Source organism: Hydrogenophaga sp. BPS33, assembly GCF_009859475.1.
GTDB lineage: Bacteria > Pseudomonadota > Gammaproteobacteria > Burkholderiales > Burkholderiaceae_C > Hydrogenophaga.
The window spans coordinates 2,150,597-2,164,756 of record NZ_CP044549.1; the positions used below are offsets into that span (position 1 = coordinate 2,150,597).

Below are 14,160 nucleotides of genomic sequence, written 5' to 3' on the forward strand. Positions count from 1 at the left end.
CATGACCAAAAATCCCATGGCTTTGCCGCCGCTGCTGCAGAAAGCGCTGCCCCGTCACCGCGATCTTTTCTACGGTGGCCGCTGGCATGCCCCGGCGGGCGGCTACCGGCCCACGGTCAATCCGGCCAACCAGAGGGTGTTGGCGCAAGTGGCGCATGCGAACGCCTCCGATGTGCATGACGCGGTGTCCGCCGCGCAGCAAGGCTTTGAGCTTTGGCGCCGCGTGCCTCCCAGTGAGCGGGGCACGATGCTGCGTGAAATCGCGCGCCGCTTGCGTGAACATGCCGACGAGCTGGCGCTGATCGACGCCGCCAACTGTGGCAACCCTGTGCGGGAAATGGGGCGTGACGCGATTGCCGCTGCCGCGCAGATCGACTACTACGCCGGCCTGGTGCACGAGCTCAAAGGCGAGACCATGCCGATGGCCGACGGCGGCCTGAACTACTCGGTGCGCGAACCGCTGGGCGTGGTGGCGCGGATCGTGGCGTACAACCATCCTCTGATGTTCATCGCGGGCAAGATCGGACCGGTGCTGGCGGCGGGCAACAGCGTGGTGATGAAGGCGCCTGAACAGGCGCCGCTCTCTGCCCTGCGCTTTGCCGAGATCGTCGAGGGCGTGCTGCCCCCGGGTGTTCTCAACATCGTGACGGGTGGGCGCGAGTGCGGTGAAGCCCTGGTCCAACACCCGATGATCCGCAAGGTGGCGCTGATCGGTGCGACCGCCACGGGCGCGGCGGTGCTGCGCGCCGCTGCCGACAAGATCATGCCCGTGGCGCTGGAGCTGGGCGGCAAGAACCCGTTGGTGGTCTGCGAGAGCGCCGACGTGGAGAAGGCCGCACTGGGGGCGATCCAGGGGATGAACTTCATCTGGGCCGGCCAGTCCTGCGGGTCCACCTCGCGCTGCTTCGTGCATGCCACGCTCTACGATCGGGTGGTCGAACGCATCGTCGCGCTGCTGCCCGAACTGCACCAATGCGGAGACCCGCTGGATCCCGCGACCACCATGGGCTGCCTGATTTCGCAAGCGCAGTTCACGAAGACGCAGCAATACATCGAACTCGCACGGGCAGAAGGAGCGCGTCTGGTGGCCGGTGGAAAGCGGCCGGACGATCCCGCCTTGTCAGATGGATGGTTTGTGCAAGCCACGGTGTTCGCGGATGTGCTGCCGCAGATGCGCATCTTTCGCGAAGAGGTGTTCGGCCCTGTTCTTTCGGTGATCCCATGGACGGACGAGGACCAGCTCGTTGCCGACGTCAACAGCGTCGATTACGGCCTGACCGCCTCCATCTACACGCAGGAACTCGCGCAAGCACACCGCCTGGCAGCCCGCGTGGAAGCGGGCTACGTCTGGATCAACACGATCAGCTCGCACTACATTGGCGCGAGCTTCGGTGGATACAAGAAGTCCGGCATGGGCCGGGAGGAAGGGCTGGAGGAACTGCTGGCGTACACGCAGCTGAAAAACGTGCACGTGGTGTTGTGACATGCGGGGTGGCGTTGGTTGTCGACAGGGCGAATGCCGTTTGCGTTGCCTTTGACGCCGTAGCGGTCAACGCATGGAGCGTGCAACAGCGGCTGCCTCAGCGGACAATGCCCCGATGACCTACCTCTACCTCGCGATCGCGATCGCCGCAGAAATCACGGCGACCACGTTTCTCAAACTGTCCGACTCATTCTCGAAACCATGGCCCACGACCGCGACGGTCGTCGGGTATGCCGTCTCGTTCTACTTCCTGTCGCTGACGCTGCGCGTGCTGCCCACGGGGATCGCCTATGCGATCTGGTCGGGCGTGGGTGTGATCGTGATTTCACTCATCGGATGGCTCTACATGGGGCAGGCCTTGAACGCTCCCACGGTGATCGGCCTGGCGCTGATCGTGGTGGGGGTCGTGGTGGTGAACCTGTACTCACCTGCAGCGCATTGATTACCCGTCCACCGGCTCCGTTGCCTTCATCGAAGTCCGTTGCGCCATGGTCTCGAACCACACCGCCAACCGAGGCGCGCGTCCGCGCCAGCAGTGGCTGGCAAACCGGTAATCGATATAGCCCAGCGCACACACCAGCGTGAGATGCCCGATGGTGAAGGGCGCTTGCGCGAGCGCGTCGACCTCCGATTCCAGCAGCGCCAGGGCAGCGTTGATCTTGAGCTCGAACGCGGCGATCAGATTCACCAGCGGCACCTCGCGTTCGCGCTCGTTGCGCCAGAGAATGAGCGCGTCCAGCATGCCGTCACCCAACGCGTGCCAGCGCAGCGCCTGCCAGCGCGCCGGGCCTTCGCTGGGGAACAGCGGCCCGTGGGCACGGGCGTTCAGGTATTCGCAGATCACCACCGAATCCCACAGCGTGCTGCCGTCGTCCAGCACCAGCGCGGGGATCTTGGAGAGCGGGTTCACGGCCATGAGGGCCGGGTTGGGCTTGAGCATGGCGGCAACGGAACGCACGAGCGCAAGTTGATCGACCACGCCGAGTTCGTGCGCCGCGATCATCACCTTGCGCACATAGGGCGACTTGGGGGACCAGTGGAGTTGCATCAATCGCTTCCTTCTTCTGTCGTTCGTCAAACCACGCCCGCCGCGCGCAGCGCGGCGATGCCTTGTGCGTCGTAGCCGAGTTCGCCCAACACCGCATCGGTGTGCTGGCCCAGGGTCGGGGGCGCGGGCATGTCGACCAGCGGCGTTTGCTCGAACCGCATGGGCGTGGACACCTGCGGCACCATCACGCCGCTGGGGTGTGGCACGTGCTTGAGCATGCCACGGGCTTTGACCTGCGGTTCCTCGAACACCTCGGGCACGGTGTTGATGGCGCCACAGGGCACACCGACCTGGTCCAGTGCGGCGATGAGTTCGGCGCGGGTGCGCTTGGCAAATTCCGCGCGCAACCGCGCGGAGAGCTCGGCGATGTGGCGCACGCGCTCGGCGTTGGCCGCGTAGCGCGGGTCTTCGGCCCATTCGGGGTGGCCGAGCACCTGGCATAGCTTGGCGAACTGCCCGTCGTTGCCGACGACGAGGATCACGTCGCCGTCGCTGCAGCCGTACACGTCCTGCGGCTGGATGTTGGGGTGCGCGTTGCCGTTGCGTTGTGGTGCCTTGCCCGACACGAGAAAGTTCATGGCCTGGTTGGCCAGCGTGGCCACCTGCACATCGAGCATGGCGATGTCGATGTTGTCGCCCACGCCGGTCTCGTTGCGCCGCGCCAAGGCCGCGAGCACGGAGACGGCGGTGTACATGCCGGTCATCAGATCAACGATGGGCACGCCCACTTTCTGCGGGCCGCCCCCGGGCTGGCCGTCGCGTTCGCCGGTCACGCTCATGAGGCCGCCCATGGCCTGGATGAGGAAGTCGTACGCGGGCTGGTCGCGGCGCGGGCCGGTCTGGCCAAAGCCGGTGACGGAGCAGTAGATCAGGCGCGGGTTGATCTTGCGCAGGCTGGCGGCGTCCAGGCCGTAGCGCTCCAGCGTGCCGGCCTTGTAGTTCTCCAGCACGATGTCGGCCTTCAGCGCGAGTTCGCGCACGATCTTCTGGCCCTCGGGCGTGTCCAGCCGCAGGGTGATGGAGCGCTTGCCCCGGTTCACCGCGAGGTAGTAGCCCGCTTCTTTCGTGTCGTTTCCGTCGGCGTCTTTCAGGAAGGGTGGGCCCCAGGAACGGGTGTCGTCGCCCGCGCCGGGGCGCTCGACCTTGGTGACCTCGGCGCCCAGGTCGGCCAGGATCTGCCCGGCCCAGGGGGCGGCCAGGATGCGGCTGAGGTCCAGGACCTTCACGTGGGACAAAGGTCCACGGGATGTTTGCATAGAAGTGGCTCTGAAGAATGGAGACTTCAATGTACGCAAGCCGTCTGTGTGGCGCTACGCGTTGCCGAGCAACGCTGCCATGCCGCTGCGCGCATGACGCACGGTGCTTGGCGGGGCAGGGCGGAAAACCAGGGTTAACCCTGTTCCTTCGGCACGCACTTGCATACCAGCCTTGCCGCGGCCGGCCGGGTCCGGGGTGAGGCCACTGCATAGACTCGCGGCATGTCCAAGATTGCCTCTGCCACGCTCCACCCCTGCACGCAGGCCTTGGGCGACCCCCAATGGAAGTTCGCCCGCGCGCAGGTGCCGCAACTCGAAGGCTGGGTGCTGCGCCTGACCGACGACGACGGCCACCAGGGCCTGGGCTATTGCCACGCCATTCCGGCGATTTCCACGCACGGCGCGGGTGCGCAGGCCGGGCTGGAGTTTCTGGCGCCGCGCCTGGTGGGGCGCGCTGTCGACGATCTGGCGGGCACGCTGGAGGAGATCGACGCCACGCTGGCGTACCAGCCCACGGTGAAGGCCGCCATCGACATGGCGCTGCACGACCTGCTGGCGCGCCGCCTGGGCGTGCCGGTGCACGTGCTGCTGGGCGGCAAGCTGCGCGACACGGTGGCGCTCTCGCGCATCCTGCCGATCAAGTCGCCCGAGGACATGGCCGCCAAGGCCGGGCAGCTGGCGGCCGAAGGTTATGGCCAGCTCAAGCTCAAGCTCTCCGGCGACACCGCGCTGGACGTGCAGCGTGTGGCGGCGGTGCGCAAGGCGGTGGGCGATGCCGTGGTGCTCACGCTGGACCCGAACCAGTCGTACAACGCCAAGCAGATGATCGCCGCGTTCTCGAAGATGGAGCGCTACGACATCGCGCTCATTGAACAACCGGTGCCGGCCGCGGACGTGGCGGGCCTGGCGCTGATCACGCGCACGCTGCCGGTGGCCATTGAAGCGGACGAGAGCGCGCAGACCGTGCGCGACGTGTTCCGCCTGGTGTCCGAGCGCATGGTGGACGTGATCAACCTCAAGATCACCAACCTGGGCGGCATGCGCCGCTTTCTGCAAGCGGTGAAGATTTGCGAAGCCGGCCAGGTGTGTGTGCGCATGGGTGCAGCTTTCGGCCCGGCGTTGATGCAGGCCATGAGCTTGCAGGCCGCCTGCGTGGTGACGCGCCTGCCGTATGCCTGCGAACTGGCCGAACACCAGCATCTGCACGACGACCCCTTCACCGCGCTGCCCGTGGTCCAAGGCACGCTGACCCTGCCCGGTGGCCCGGGCTGCGGCGTGACCTGGCGCGGGCCGCCCGCGTGAAGCGGTGCTTTCCAGAAGTTCCTGTCCACATCCCGGAGACATCACCATGAAATCGACCTCCTTCAACCGCCGCGGCGCACTGACCCGCACCGCCCAACTCCTGGCCGTGGCCGCATTCGGTCTGCCCATACTCAGCGCGCACGCCGCCTACCCGGACAAGCCGATCCGCCTGATCGTGCCGTTCCCGGCCGGCGGCGCGGGCGACACCATGGCGCGCACGCTGGGCGAGCGCCTGACCACCGAGGTGGGCCAGCAAATCATCATCGACAACCGGGGCGGCGCGGGCGGCGCCACCGCGGCCGAAGCGGCGGTGCGCTCCGCGCCCGACGGCTACACGCTGTTCTTCGGCACCATGGGCACCAACGCCATCAACGTCGCGCTGTACCCCAAACTGCGCTACGACCCGATCAAGGATTTCGCGCCCGTGGCGCTCACGCACATCAACCCGCGCGTGCTGGTGGTGGGGCCTTCGGTGAAGGCGAAAAATGTGGCGGAGTTGATTGCGCTGGCCAAGAGCAAACCGGATGGGCTGACCTATGGCTCGGCCGGCAGTGGCAGTTCAGGGCACCTCTCGGGCGCGCTGTTCGAATCCATCGCGGGGGTGAAGATGCTGCACGTGCCGTACAAGGGCAGCGCGCCGCTGATGGCCGACGTGCTCGCGGGCCGTGTGGACCTGACCTTCGACTCCTACACCGTGTACCAGGAGCACATCAAGACCGGAAAGGTCACGGCGCTGGCGGTGACCTCGCGCACCCGCATGGGCGTGGCGCCCGACCTGCCCACCCTGGAGCAGGCGGGTCTGAAGGAATACGACGTGTCCAACTGGTTGGGCGTGTTCGCGCCCGCCGGCACGCCAGCGGACATCGTGAAGTCGCTCAACACCGCCATCGGCCGTGCGATGGCCACGCCCGAACTCAAGAAGCAACTGGTGTCGCTGGGCATCGAGCCGGCGTTCAGCACGCCCGAGGCCCTGGGCACGCTGGTGAAGAACGACATTCCGAAGTGGGCCGAGATCGTCAAGCGTTCGGGTGCCACGGTGGATTGATGACGGCCACGCCGGCCGCGTTGCGGCCGGCGCAGGGGGTGTGTTTCTGTTTATCGGCCGGTGAAGACCGGTGCGCGCTTCTCGGCGAAGGCGCGCTGCGCTTCCTTGGCGTCGTCGGTCTTGCCGATCTGCGCCGTCATGTCCTGCTCGTAGCGGTAGCCGTCGCGCAGCGACATGTCTTCGATCACGTTGAGCGTGTGCTTGCCCATGCGGGTGGACACGGGGCTCTTGGACGCGATGGTCTGCGCGATCTCCATCGCCTTGGGTAGCAGATCTTCGGGCGTGGTGCACACTTCTGCGATGCCCAGGCGGTAGAGTTCTTCGCCGCCCACGCGCATGCCGGTGAGCGCCATGCGGCGCAGGCGCGAATGGCTGAACAGGCGCATGGCGTGGCGGCATCCACCGAGCAGGCCCACATCCACCTCGGGCAGGCCCAGCGAGGCCTTGTCCGAGACCACGATGATGTCGCTCGAGGCCACCATGGCCAGCCCCGAGCCGAGCGCGGCACCTTGCACGGCCACCACCACCGGCTTCGCGCACTCGCGAATGGCATGGAAGCATTCGCGTGTGCGGCGCGAGTGGGCCGAGAAATCACCCGCCACCTTGATGTTCTCCGCGCGGCCCTTCAGGTCGGCACCGGCGCAGAACACCTTGCCCGCGCTGGTGAGCAGCACGGCGCGCACCTCGTCCATTTCGGAAATGCGGTCGAGCGCGAGCGTGAGTTCGTCGTTGAGCGTGCGGGTGAGCGCGTTCACCGGCGGGGCGTTCATGGTGAGCGTGGCCACGTGGCCATCGAGTTGGTAAGTCAGCTGGGTCAGGTCGTTCATGGTGTTTTCAGTGGAGCAAGTCTTCGGATCGAACCATTGTGCCGATCCGATCGTCGGCACGTTGCACCGCAATGCGCATAGCTGCCTTGTCTGGCGCGGACTCGGGACAAGCCGGTGGGGTGCGGTGTCCGAGCGCGGTTTTCATGGGCGTGACGATGTTCGGGCCTGCCTTTTCGCACCCGTACCTCACGCGCAGTCCAAGGCACTAGAAGGCCGCCCTGTCGCAACTTGCATAGCAGGTTTGCGTCCCATTCCGTTCCTTGTCCGCAACCTGAGCGGGATAGTGCGACGCGCTGACAAACAGCAAACGTGTGCTTTCCGGCCGCGCAAGCGGTCATGTGTTCGTTCCTACAACATTGGAGACATGCCATGAAACGAAGCAAGTTGACCTGGAGTGCCTTGGCGGTGCTCGCCATCTCGGGGTGTGGTGGCGGTGGTTCGGGCGATCCCGTGGTCTCGCAACCCACCGAGCCTATTCAGCTGGCGCCGCTGGCGCCCAACTGCGAAGCCATTGGAGACCTCGTCTTTGACAAGACGGTGTTCTCCAGCGCCTCGCGCATCGCCGATGGTGCGGTGAGTTCGGGCGGTGTGCCCATGCCGGAACATTGCCTGATCGTGGGCGAAATCAATCCCCGCATCGGGGTGAACGACGTGGCCTACGGCATCAAGTTCCAACTGCGTTTGCCGCTGAACTGGAACGGGCGTTTCCAGTTCCAGGGTGGTGGTGGCGTGGATGGCTCGGTGCCCAACGCCTATGGCACCCTGCGCAGCAGCGTGATGCCCGCGTTGGCGCAAGGCTCGGCCGTGATCAGTTCGGATATGGGGCATGTCGGAGCCGGTCGCGACGCTTCCTTCGGCCTCGACCCGCAGGCGCGCATCGACTGGGGCTACAACGCCGTCGACAAGGCCACGCAACTGGGCAAGGCCATCGTGGACCGGTTCTACGGCAATCCCGCGAAGTACACCTACTACGTGGGTTGCTCGGGTGGCGGTCGGCAGGCCATGATCGCTTCGCAGCGTCTGCCCCATCTCTTCGATGGCGTGGTGGCGGGCGCGCCGATCCTGGAGCAACACGCGGCGCAGATCGGCTCGATGTGGGGCATCCAGGCCTTCGCCGCGATCGCGCCGCTGGCCGCCGACAACAAGCCCATCCTCAGCCAGGCGTTCTCCACCGCCGACCAGGCCCTCATCGCCGATGGCCTGCTGGGCGCGTGCGACGGGTTGGACGGCGCGGTCGATGGTTTGATCGAGAACTACCAGGCCTGCCGTTTCAATCCCGCTGTGCTGCAGTGCGCGGGTGCGAAGGACGCCACCTGCCTGAGCGCGGATCAGGTGAACGCCTTGACCAAGACCATGGCCGGGCCCCGGAACAGCGCGGGCGAGCAGCTCTACCCCGGCATTCCCTGGGAAACCAGCATCCGGGGCACCACGTGGCGCGGCAACTGGCTGGGCACCTCGGCCACCAGCACGCCCAATGCGGCGCGATCCACCAACCAGTCGATCAAGTACGTGTTCATGACGCCGCCGCAGCCCGACTTCGATTACTTCCAGTTCAACTTCGACACGGACGTGGCGTTGTTGACGGAATCGGCAGCGATCACCGCGTCCACCAGCACCGACTACACGGTCTTCAAGAAGAAAGGTGGCAAGGCCATCATCTTCACGGGCAATGGAGACTCGCTGGTCAATCCTGCCGGGGTGAACCGCTGGTACCGCAATCTCGTGGACGACAACGGCGGCCTGAAGGCAACGAAGGAATTCGCGGTGTTCTACAACGTGCCAGGCATGGAGCATTGCTCGGGTGGCTCCGCGCTCGACGTGTTCGACCCTGTGACGCCGCTCTACGACTGGGTGGAGAAGGGCGTGAAGCCGCCACCCATGATGGCCACCGGCAGCAGCTTCCCGGGCCGTACACGCGAGATTTGCGCCTATCCCTTGATCGCGCGCTACAAGGGATTCGGCGACGTGAACGATCCGACCAGCTTCCGTTGCGAGGAAGGGTGGCCTTGAAGGCCGAAGGACGAGGTGGCTGCTGAGACGGCGGGGAGGGCATCGCCGAGTGGGATGGTGATGCCTGTCCAAAAAACTACGGGCGAACGGCGGATGCCGTTCGCCCGCAGGGGAGGGGGATTGCTGGGTCAGGTTGGGGGCAGATTCGCCAACTTTTCATTCGCCAACGCAGAGAGCTCTCGCAGCACGCTGGCGTCGACGCTCCCCTGTCGCTTCAATGCGCGGAACACCTCTGACAGCGCCAGAAGATCCTCGGGGTCCTGCGTCTCACGGATGACCACGGTGATGGCCATCAGCAGCGACTGCAGTTCCGGGACGTGCCGTTTGTCGACACCGAGTTGCCGCGCCAACTTGACTTGAACCCTTGCCTCGGCAAGGCTCCACGTCACGCTTGTGGGAGGCTTGCGGATCTTGGCCACGTCTTGCATTTCTCGCGGTGCTTCCGTCGCGTCTTTCTGCTTGTTCGCAGCGGTTCTGGGCAGCTTGCGGGGCGTTCCCTTGGGTCCATCGCCGGTGGTGGCTACCCGTTCCGGCACTTTGTTCTTGTTTTTGTCGGCTCTGGTCTGCGTTGCGACGCCCTTGGGTTTTCGCTTTTTCGGCGCAAGCCCAGTGGCAGCAGTCGACGTCGCCTGGAAACAGCTGCTCAGAAGATCCAGGAAAGGGGAAGAAGTCCCCTCTTTTTGCAGCTGATCTTGGAGGGTTCCTACAAGGTTCTGAAGGCGCTGCAACGGACCCAAAGCCTGCGGTCCATTCAAGATATGGCGGGTCAGTGTGCTGCTGATCCATTGGGTGAACTCGTTGCGGCTCAGGTGTTCATTCAATTGTTCGAACAGTGCCGAAGCCTCAGCCCACTTGTTCGCCGCCGCGACGAGCAGACCGTGCAGTGCGTCTTCGCTTGGGTTGCCGTTAAGCGCTGCGCTCAGTGCATGGCCAAACTCGTTTCGGACCTGGAGTTTGCGGCGAGCGATGTCGGTTTGAATCGCGTCTTCAAGGTACGCTCTGGTGGGATGCTTGTCGGGCAACTCGCGGATTTTTTCCTTGAGATCAACCAGTTTTCCGTTGGTCCATTGGCGAGCATCGAATCGGGCGACAGGCCCCTTGAGCAGGGTCTCGATGCGTTTCTCGTACCCGACCACGCGGGCATCGAGTTCCGACTTCATTCGCTTGAGCTCTTCTCCGGGCCCGACGCCGTCGATGTTGACCATGTGATCCACGGCCTTCTTCAACACCATGACCTCGTCGATCGGCCGCTCGCTGATCGGCCGTTTGCTTTCGGTTGCGGCGAGCGCCTCGACCGTTGACTTGGCCTCGTCCCGCAACTGACGGGCAGCGACTAAAGCGGCCAAGGCGGTTTGCAGTTCGGTTCGCGTGAACAAGGTCCCGGGGATCTCGGGCTCGTCGCCTTTGTAGGACTTGGCTGCAGGGGCGTTCTGCAAGAGTTCCTTCGCCATCGCCTGCAGTTCGTCGAGCGCGCGCCCGGCTAATACAGTGAATGGGCGCGTGTTGGCTTGCGGTGCGAGGATACCCCAGTGAAAACCCTCGAATTGGCGCCGAAGAAGTTCTGCCTTGATCGAGTAGCCCAGTTGCTTGAGGGCATCGTTCTGATGCACCAAGCTGAATTTGTTCAGGTTCTTTTCCAGCTGATGAAGCTCTTTCACTCCAAGGTGTTTCAATGCACATTTCCTATGGGCCAGGCGCTCACCGAAGAGTTCATGCCATGAACCGACTTTGTTGTGGTATTCATTCTTCATGGGCGCGAGCACGCCATGGATCTTGAACACTTCCTGCATGGCTTTCTTTTCGCCGTCCTTGCCGCCCGAAGCCACGGCATGCAGAAACTGGGCGACGTGCATGTCCACTTTTTTGATGGCGGCACGGGACACATTCTCGATGCGCTTTTTCGTCGAGGGGTTTACGACATCGATGAAACGTTGGCGGAGAGGCTTCCTGGGTTGCTCTGCGGCATCGGCGTTCGCCCGTCGCCGGTGGGCAGTGTTTTTCGCCGTGTCGGTGCCGGCCTCTTGATGGAGAGGTGTTTTGCCAGGGGCAGCGAGAGAATGGGTTGGTGAGGCGGTGGATGTGCTCATGGCTGAAGGTCCTTTTCGGCATCTGGATGGAGGCGGCGCGGTCCTTGTGCCCCGTGGGCGTGACGGCGGCTTGCCTGAGCACTCAGTCACCCGGGCTGTCATTGGGTTCCGACGGCCCCCGCACGCGGCAACCCCCTGCTGCCGCGCGGGCGCAGCCGGCGCCCGTCTGAACGGCCTTAGCGCGGGCCGCCCTGGATGCCCAGTTCCTTGCGCCAGTCGTCGTCGCGCGGCAGAGAAGGGTTGGACGGGCGTTCCTGGTAGTACGGAATCAGCGGCACATACAGGCCGTAGATGCGCCGCAGTTCGGCGATGGGTTCGTCGTGTTCGTCCACGCGCAAGTCGACCCACGCGTAGCTGCGTTCGTGGTGGACTTGCAGCGCGGTCGAGTACTGCCCCGCCACCTGACCACCCGCGTCTCGGCCCGCTTCCAGCGAAGCCAGCAGCTTGTGCGCGAGTTCGCCATCGGCGTTCTCGAACCCATCGGCCATCGCCTGCGCCACCTTGTCGTTGGACAAGCGGTTGCCGATGACCACCAGATTGCGGCGCACGACGTGGCCAGCCCACGCCTCATTGGTCGCACCGGTGTGCGCGGCCGTGCGGCCATCCTTGTCGACCACCGAAATCTGGCGCCACGGAATGTTGTCGGCACCGTCACTGTCCAGCAGTTCCTTGAGCACTTTCTCTGCCGAGTAACCCATCTCCAGCAGCTTGAGCCCGAGCGCGCCCAGGCGCGGATCGCCATTGGCCTGGACCACGAGCCCGCCGATTTTGGGACGCACGAAGGGGCACTTGGCGCCAATGGCGATGGGGCGTGTGGCGATGGCCATGCCGAACATGCCGGTGCGTTCGCAGCGAGCAAGAACTGAAAAAGTCATTGAATGGATCTCCTGTTGTGTGGTGCGGGCTTCAATTGGGTTTGACATCGGCCCGGCGAACGATGTCGGACCACTTGGTCACTTCTTCCTGCAGGTAGCGCGCGAACGCCTCGGGGCCGCTGCCGACCACTTCCAGACCCGCCGCGTCGAACTTGCCGCGCACCTCCGGTTCGGCCAGTGCCTGGGTGAACTCGCGGTGCAGTCGGTCCACGATGGGGCGCGGTGTCTGCGCCGGCGCGAACACGCCAAACCAGACTTCAGCCTGGTAGCCGGGCACGCCCGACTCGGCGATGGTGGGGGCGTCCGGCAGCGCTTTGCTGCGTTTGGCCGAGGTCACGGCAATCAGGCGCAAGGTGCCGGCCTTGACATGCGGCAGCACGTCGACCATGTTGTGAAAACCGAGGCTCACGTGGCCGGCCACGATGTCTGTGATGGCAGGGGCCGCACCCTTGTAGGGCACGTGGAGCATCTGGACCCCTGCCATTGCGTTGAACAGCTCGGCAGAGAGGTGCTGAGACGACCCGTTGCCGGCCGACGCGTAGCTGAGCTTGCCGGGTTGTGAACGGGCCAGGGTGATGAGTTCGCTCACGCTGCGCACGGGCAAAGAGGGATGCACCACCAACACGTTGGCGGATGAGCCCACCAGGGTGACCGGCGCGAAGTCCCGGATGGGGTTGTAGCTCAGCTGCGGGTAGATGCTGGGCGCCGTGGCGTGCGTGGGCGAACTGCCCATGACCAGTGTGTACCCATCGGCCGGCGCGCGTGCCACCTGGCTCACGCCCAGCGTGCCGGTGGCGCCTGGCCGGTTGTCGACCACGACGGGTTGACCGAGCGAAGTGGTCAGACGCGTGGCCAGCAGGCGGGAGAAGGTGTCGTTGCTGCCGCCGGCCGGCCAGGGGCTGACCAGCTTGATGGGAAGGGCGGGCCATGCCAGCGCCTGTGCATGCGCGATCGGCGCGATGCCACAGGCCAGCGTGGCCAGCAGCGAGAGGGTCCAGCCACGGCGGGTGGCAAAGAATGGGCGCAAGGACATTGATGAACTCCTGAAAGGACGGACGACGATCAAAGTGAAAACGGCCATCCGGGGTCCGGGTCTCCCAGCCCGCCAGAAGCCTTGGCGACAGCCGGCGCGGATCTTGCGTCGGTTGCGCGGCGGGTTGTGGAAGAAGATCCTAATGGTCTGACCATAAGTTTGCGTGTGGCAAACCTTAATGTCAAACCATTGGAAATTTCCGACTCGGCGAGTCGGTTATCTGGAATTCGCGGGCTCCTGGGCCCGCGAGCGCTCAGCCGGCTTTGCGGCGTGTGGCTGTGGCCGATGCCGGCCTGGCTGCGGGCTTGGCCGCGACGGGCTTGCGGGCCGATGCCGCCGGCGTCTTCCCGCCTGCCTTTGACACGGTGCTGGCTTTCTTCAAACGCGGGAGGACCGCCGCCGCCGCCGGCTGTTCTTCGGCTGGGGCAATGGTCGCTTGGTCGATCAGCGCCTGTCTGCGTTGTTTGGCAAGGTTCTTGTAGAGTGCCTCGGACGTGCTAAGGATCTGGGACAGTGCCAGCGTCGCGGCTTCCGAATCCCGGTTTCTCAAGGCCGCGATCAGATCGCGCCGGTAGGCGATGCCGCCCGAGACCTGGTCAGACCCGACCTCTGCCATGAGCGCCTGCCAGGCATGGGTGAGGCCGCGCACCACGATGGCCGCCACGCTGTTGGCCGAGCCGTCGGCCAGCATGTTGTGGAACTCCACGTTGATGCGGATGCGGTCTTCATAGCGGCCTTCGGCGTGAGCCACCTCGGCTTCGTCGACGTTTTGTTCCAGTGCGTCGATCTGCGCGTCGGTCAGTCGCTCGCATGCTGCTTTGACGACTGCACCCTGGATCCACCGACGCGCTTCGAACAGCTCGGCAATCGATACGCTGCCCAGCCGCAGAAGGTCCGACATGGCGCCCGAGACCACGCTGGCTTTGCCGGCGGTGATGAAGGTGCCGCCGTACTTTCCTGGACGCATCTCCAGTAGACCACCGGCCTCCAGCGAGCGAAGCGCTTCGCGCAACGCGGGTCTGCTGATGCCGAGCAGGGTACACAGTTCGCGCTCGGCGGGCAGCCTGTCGCCTGGACGCAGTGCGCCATTGAACAGCAAGTCCCTGACCTTCTCGGCCGCTTCGTCGAATGTGCGCAAACCCATGCTCCTCGCGGACGTCGGGTCCGCCAGGGTGAAGTTTAGTTTGCGCCGCT

At 65.0% G+C, this 14,160-nt stretch carries 12 protein-coding genes; 5 read left to right on the forward strand and 7 right to left on the reverse strand.

Going from position 1 to position 14,160, the window contains the following annotated elements; all coding sequences use genetic code 11:
• Window position 1 precedes the first annotated feature (1 nt).
• The gene (locus F9K07_RS10020) at window positions 2–1,483 is read left to right on the forward strand and encodes an aldehyde dehydrogenase family protein (protein ID WP_159592254.1); all 1,482 of its coding nucleotides are present in this window, start codon (window positions 2–4) and stop codon (window positions 1,481–1,483) included.
• 115 nt (window positions 1,484–1,598) lie between these two features.
• A complete protein-coding gene (locus F9K07_RS10025) occupies window positions 1,599–1,925 on the forward strand; it encodes an SMR family transporter (RefSeq protein WP_159592257.1) in 327 nt (108 codons plus the stop codon).
• Here the strand turns inward: F9K07_RS10025 and F9K07_RS10030 are convergent, their stop codons facing one another.
• Window positions 1,926–2,531, reverse strand: coding sequence for a glutathione S-transferase family protein (locus tag F9K07_RS10030; RefSeq protein WP_159592260.1), 606 nt, complete (start codon window positions 2,529–2,531; stop codon window positions 1,926–1,928).
• Between the two features lie 26 nt (window positions 2,532–2,557).
• Window positions 2,558–3,787, reverse strand: coding sequence for a CaiB/BaiF CoA transferase family protein (locus tag F9K07_RS10035; protein ID WP_159592263.1), 1,230 nt, complete (start codon window positions 3,785–3,787; stop codon window positions 2,558–2,560).
• Between the two features lie 222 nt (window positions 3,788–4,009).
• Here F9K07_RS10035 and F9K07_RS10040 point away from each other — a divergent pair, with 222 nt between their 5' ends.
• Together F9K07_RS10040 and F9K07_RS10045 are read left to right on the forward strand one after the other, a co-directional pair.
• Complete coding sequence (locus F9K07_RS10040) at window positions 4,010–5,089, forward strand: mandelate racemase/muconate lactonizing enzyme family protein (RefSeq protein WP_159592266.1); 1,080 nt, start codon at window positions 4,010–4,012, stop codon at window positions 5,087–5,089.
• Window positions 5,090–5,135: 46 nt separating this feature from the next.
• Window positions 5,136–6,134: a Bug family tripartite tricarboxylate transporter substrate binding protein gene (locus F9K07_RS10045; RefSeq protein ID WP_159592269.1), complete on the forward strand. Its 999-nt coding sequence runs from the start codon at window positions 5,136–5,138 to the stop codon at window positions 6,132–6,134.
• A 50-nt stretch (window positions 6,135–6,184) separates the two neighbouring features.
• Here the strand turns inward: F9K07_RS10045 and F9K07_RS10050 are convergent, their stop codons facing one another.
• A complete protein-coding gene (locus F9K07_RS10050; RefSeq protein ID WP_159592272.1) occupies window positions 6,185–6,961 on the reverse strand; it encodes an enoyl-CoA hydratase/isomerase family protein in 777 nt (258 codons plus the stop codon).
• Window positions 6,962–7,330: 369 nt separating this feature from the next.
• On the opposite strand from F9K07_RS10050, the gene F9K07_RS10055 reads away from it, so the two are divergent.
• A complete protein-coding gene (locus tag F9K07_RS10055) occupies window positions 7,331–8,971 on the forward strand; it encodes a tannase/feruloyl esterase family alpha/beta hydrolase (RefSeq protein ID WP_159592275.1) in 1,641 nt (546 codons plus the stop codon).
• A 128-nt stretch (window positions 8,972–9,099) separates the two neighbouring features.
• Here the strand turns inward: F9K07_RS10055 and F9K07_RS10060 are convergent, their stop codons facing one another.
• From F9K07_RS10060 to F9K07_RS10075, 4 genes are all read right to left on the reverse strand, one after another.
• Entirely contained in the window at window positions 9,100–11,058 is a 1,959-nt protein-coding gene (locus F9K07_RS10060) for a hypothetical protein (RefSeq protein WP_159592278.1), read from the reverse strand.
• 176 nt (window positions 11,059–11,234) lie between these two features.
• A complete protein-coding gene (locus F9K07_RS10065) occupies window positions 11,235–11,933 on the reverse strand; it encodes a DUF1028 domain-containing protein (protein ID WP_159592281.1) in 699 nt (232 codons plus the stop codon).
• A 31-nt stretch (window positions 11,934–11,964) separates the two neighbouring features.
• Window positions 11,965–12,966 (reverse strand): Bug family tripartite tricarboxylate transporter substrate binding protein, encoded by a 1,002-nt coding sequence (locus F9K07_RS10070; RefSeq protein ID WP_159592284.1) that lies wholly within the window; start codon window positions 12,964–12,966, stop codon window positions 11,965–11,967.
• Window positions 12,967–13,219: 253 nt separating this feature from the next.
• The gene (locus F9K07_RS10075) at window positions 13,220–14,110 is read right to left on the reverse strand and encodes a FadR/GntR family transcriptional regulator (protein WP_159592287.1); all 891 of its coding nucleotides are present in this window, start codon (window positions 14,108–14,110) and stop codon (window positions 13,220–13,222) included.
• Window positions 14,111–14,160: the final 50 nt, after the last annotated feature.

Coding starts and splice junctions, on each gene's coding strand:
- F9K07_RS10065 (WP_159592281.1), bottom strand. CDS start 11,933: ATGACTTTTTCAGTTCTTGCTCGCTGCGAACGCACCGGCATGTTCGGC.
- F9K07_RS10055 (WP_159592275.1), top strand. CDS start 7,331: ATGAAACGAAGCAAGTTGACCTGGAGTGCCTTGGCGGTGCTCGCCATC.
- F9K07_RS10030 (WP_159592260.1), bottom strand. CDS start 2,531: ATGCAACTCCACTGGTCCCCCAAGTCGCCCTATGTGCGCAAGGTGATG.
- F9K07_RS10045 (WP_159592269.1), top strand. CDS start 5,136: ATGAAATCGACCTCCTTCAACCGCCGCGGCGCACTGACCCGCACCGCC.
- F9K07_RS10020 (WP_159592254.1), top strand. CDS start 2: ATGACCAAAAATCCCATGGCTTTGCCGCCGCTGCTGCAGAAAGCGCTG.
- F9K07_RS10040 (WP_159592266.1), top strand. CDS start 4,010: ATGTCCAAGATTGCCTCTGCCACGCTCCACCCCTGCACGCAGGCCTTG.
- F9K07_RS10035 (WP_159592263.1), bottom strand. CDS start 3,787: ATGCAAACATCCCGTGGACCTTTGTCCCACGTGAAGGTCCTGGACCTC.
- F9K07_RS10060 (WP_159592278.1), bottom strand. CDS start 11,058: ATGAGCACATCCACCGCCTCACCAACCCATTCTCTCGCTGCCCCTGGC.
- F9K07_RS10075 (WP_159592287.1), bottom strand. CDS start 14,110: ATGGGTTTGCGCACATTCGACGAAGCGGCCGAGAAGGTCAGGGACTTG.
- F9K07_RS10070 (WP_159592284.1), bottom strand. CDS start 12,966: ATGTCCTTGCGCCCATTCTTTGCCACCCGCCGTGGCTGGACCCTCTCG.
- F9K07_RS10050 (WP_159592272.1), bottom strand. CDS start 6,961: ATGAACGACCTGACCCAGCTGACTTACCAACTCGATGGCCACGTGGCC.
- F9K07_RS10025 (WP_159592257.1), top strand. CDS start 1,599: ATGACCTACCTCTACCTCGCGATCGCGATCGCCGCAGAAATCACGGCG.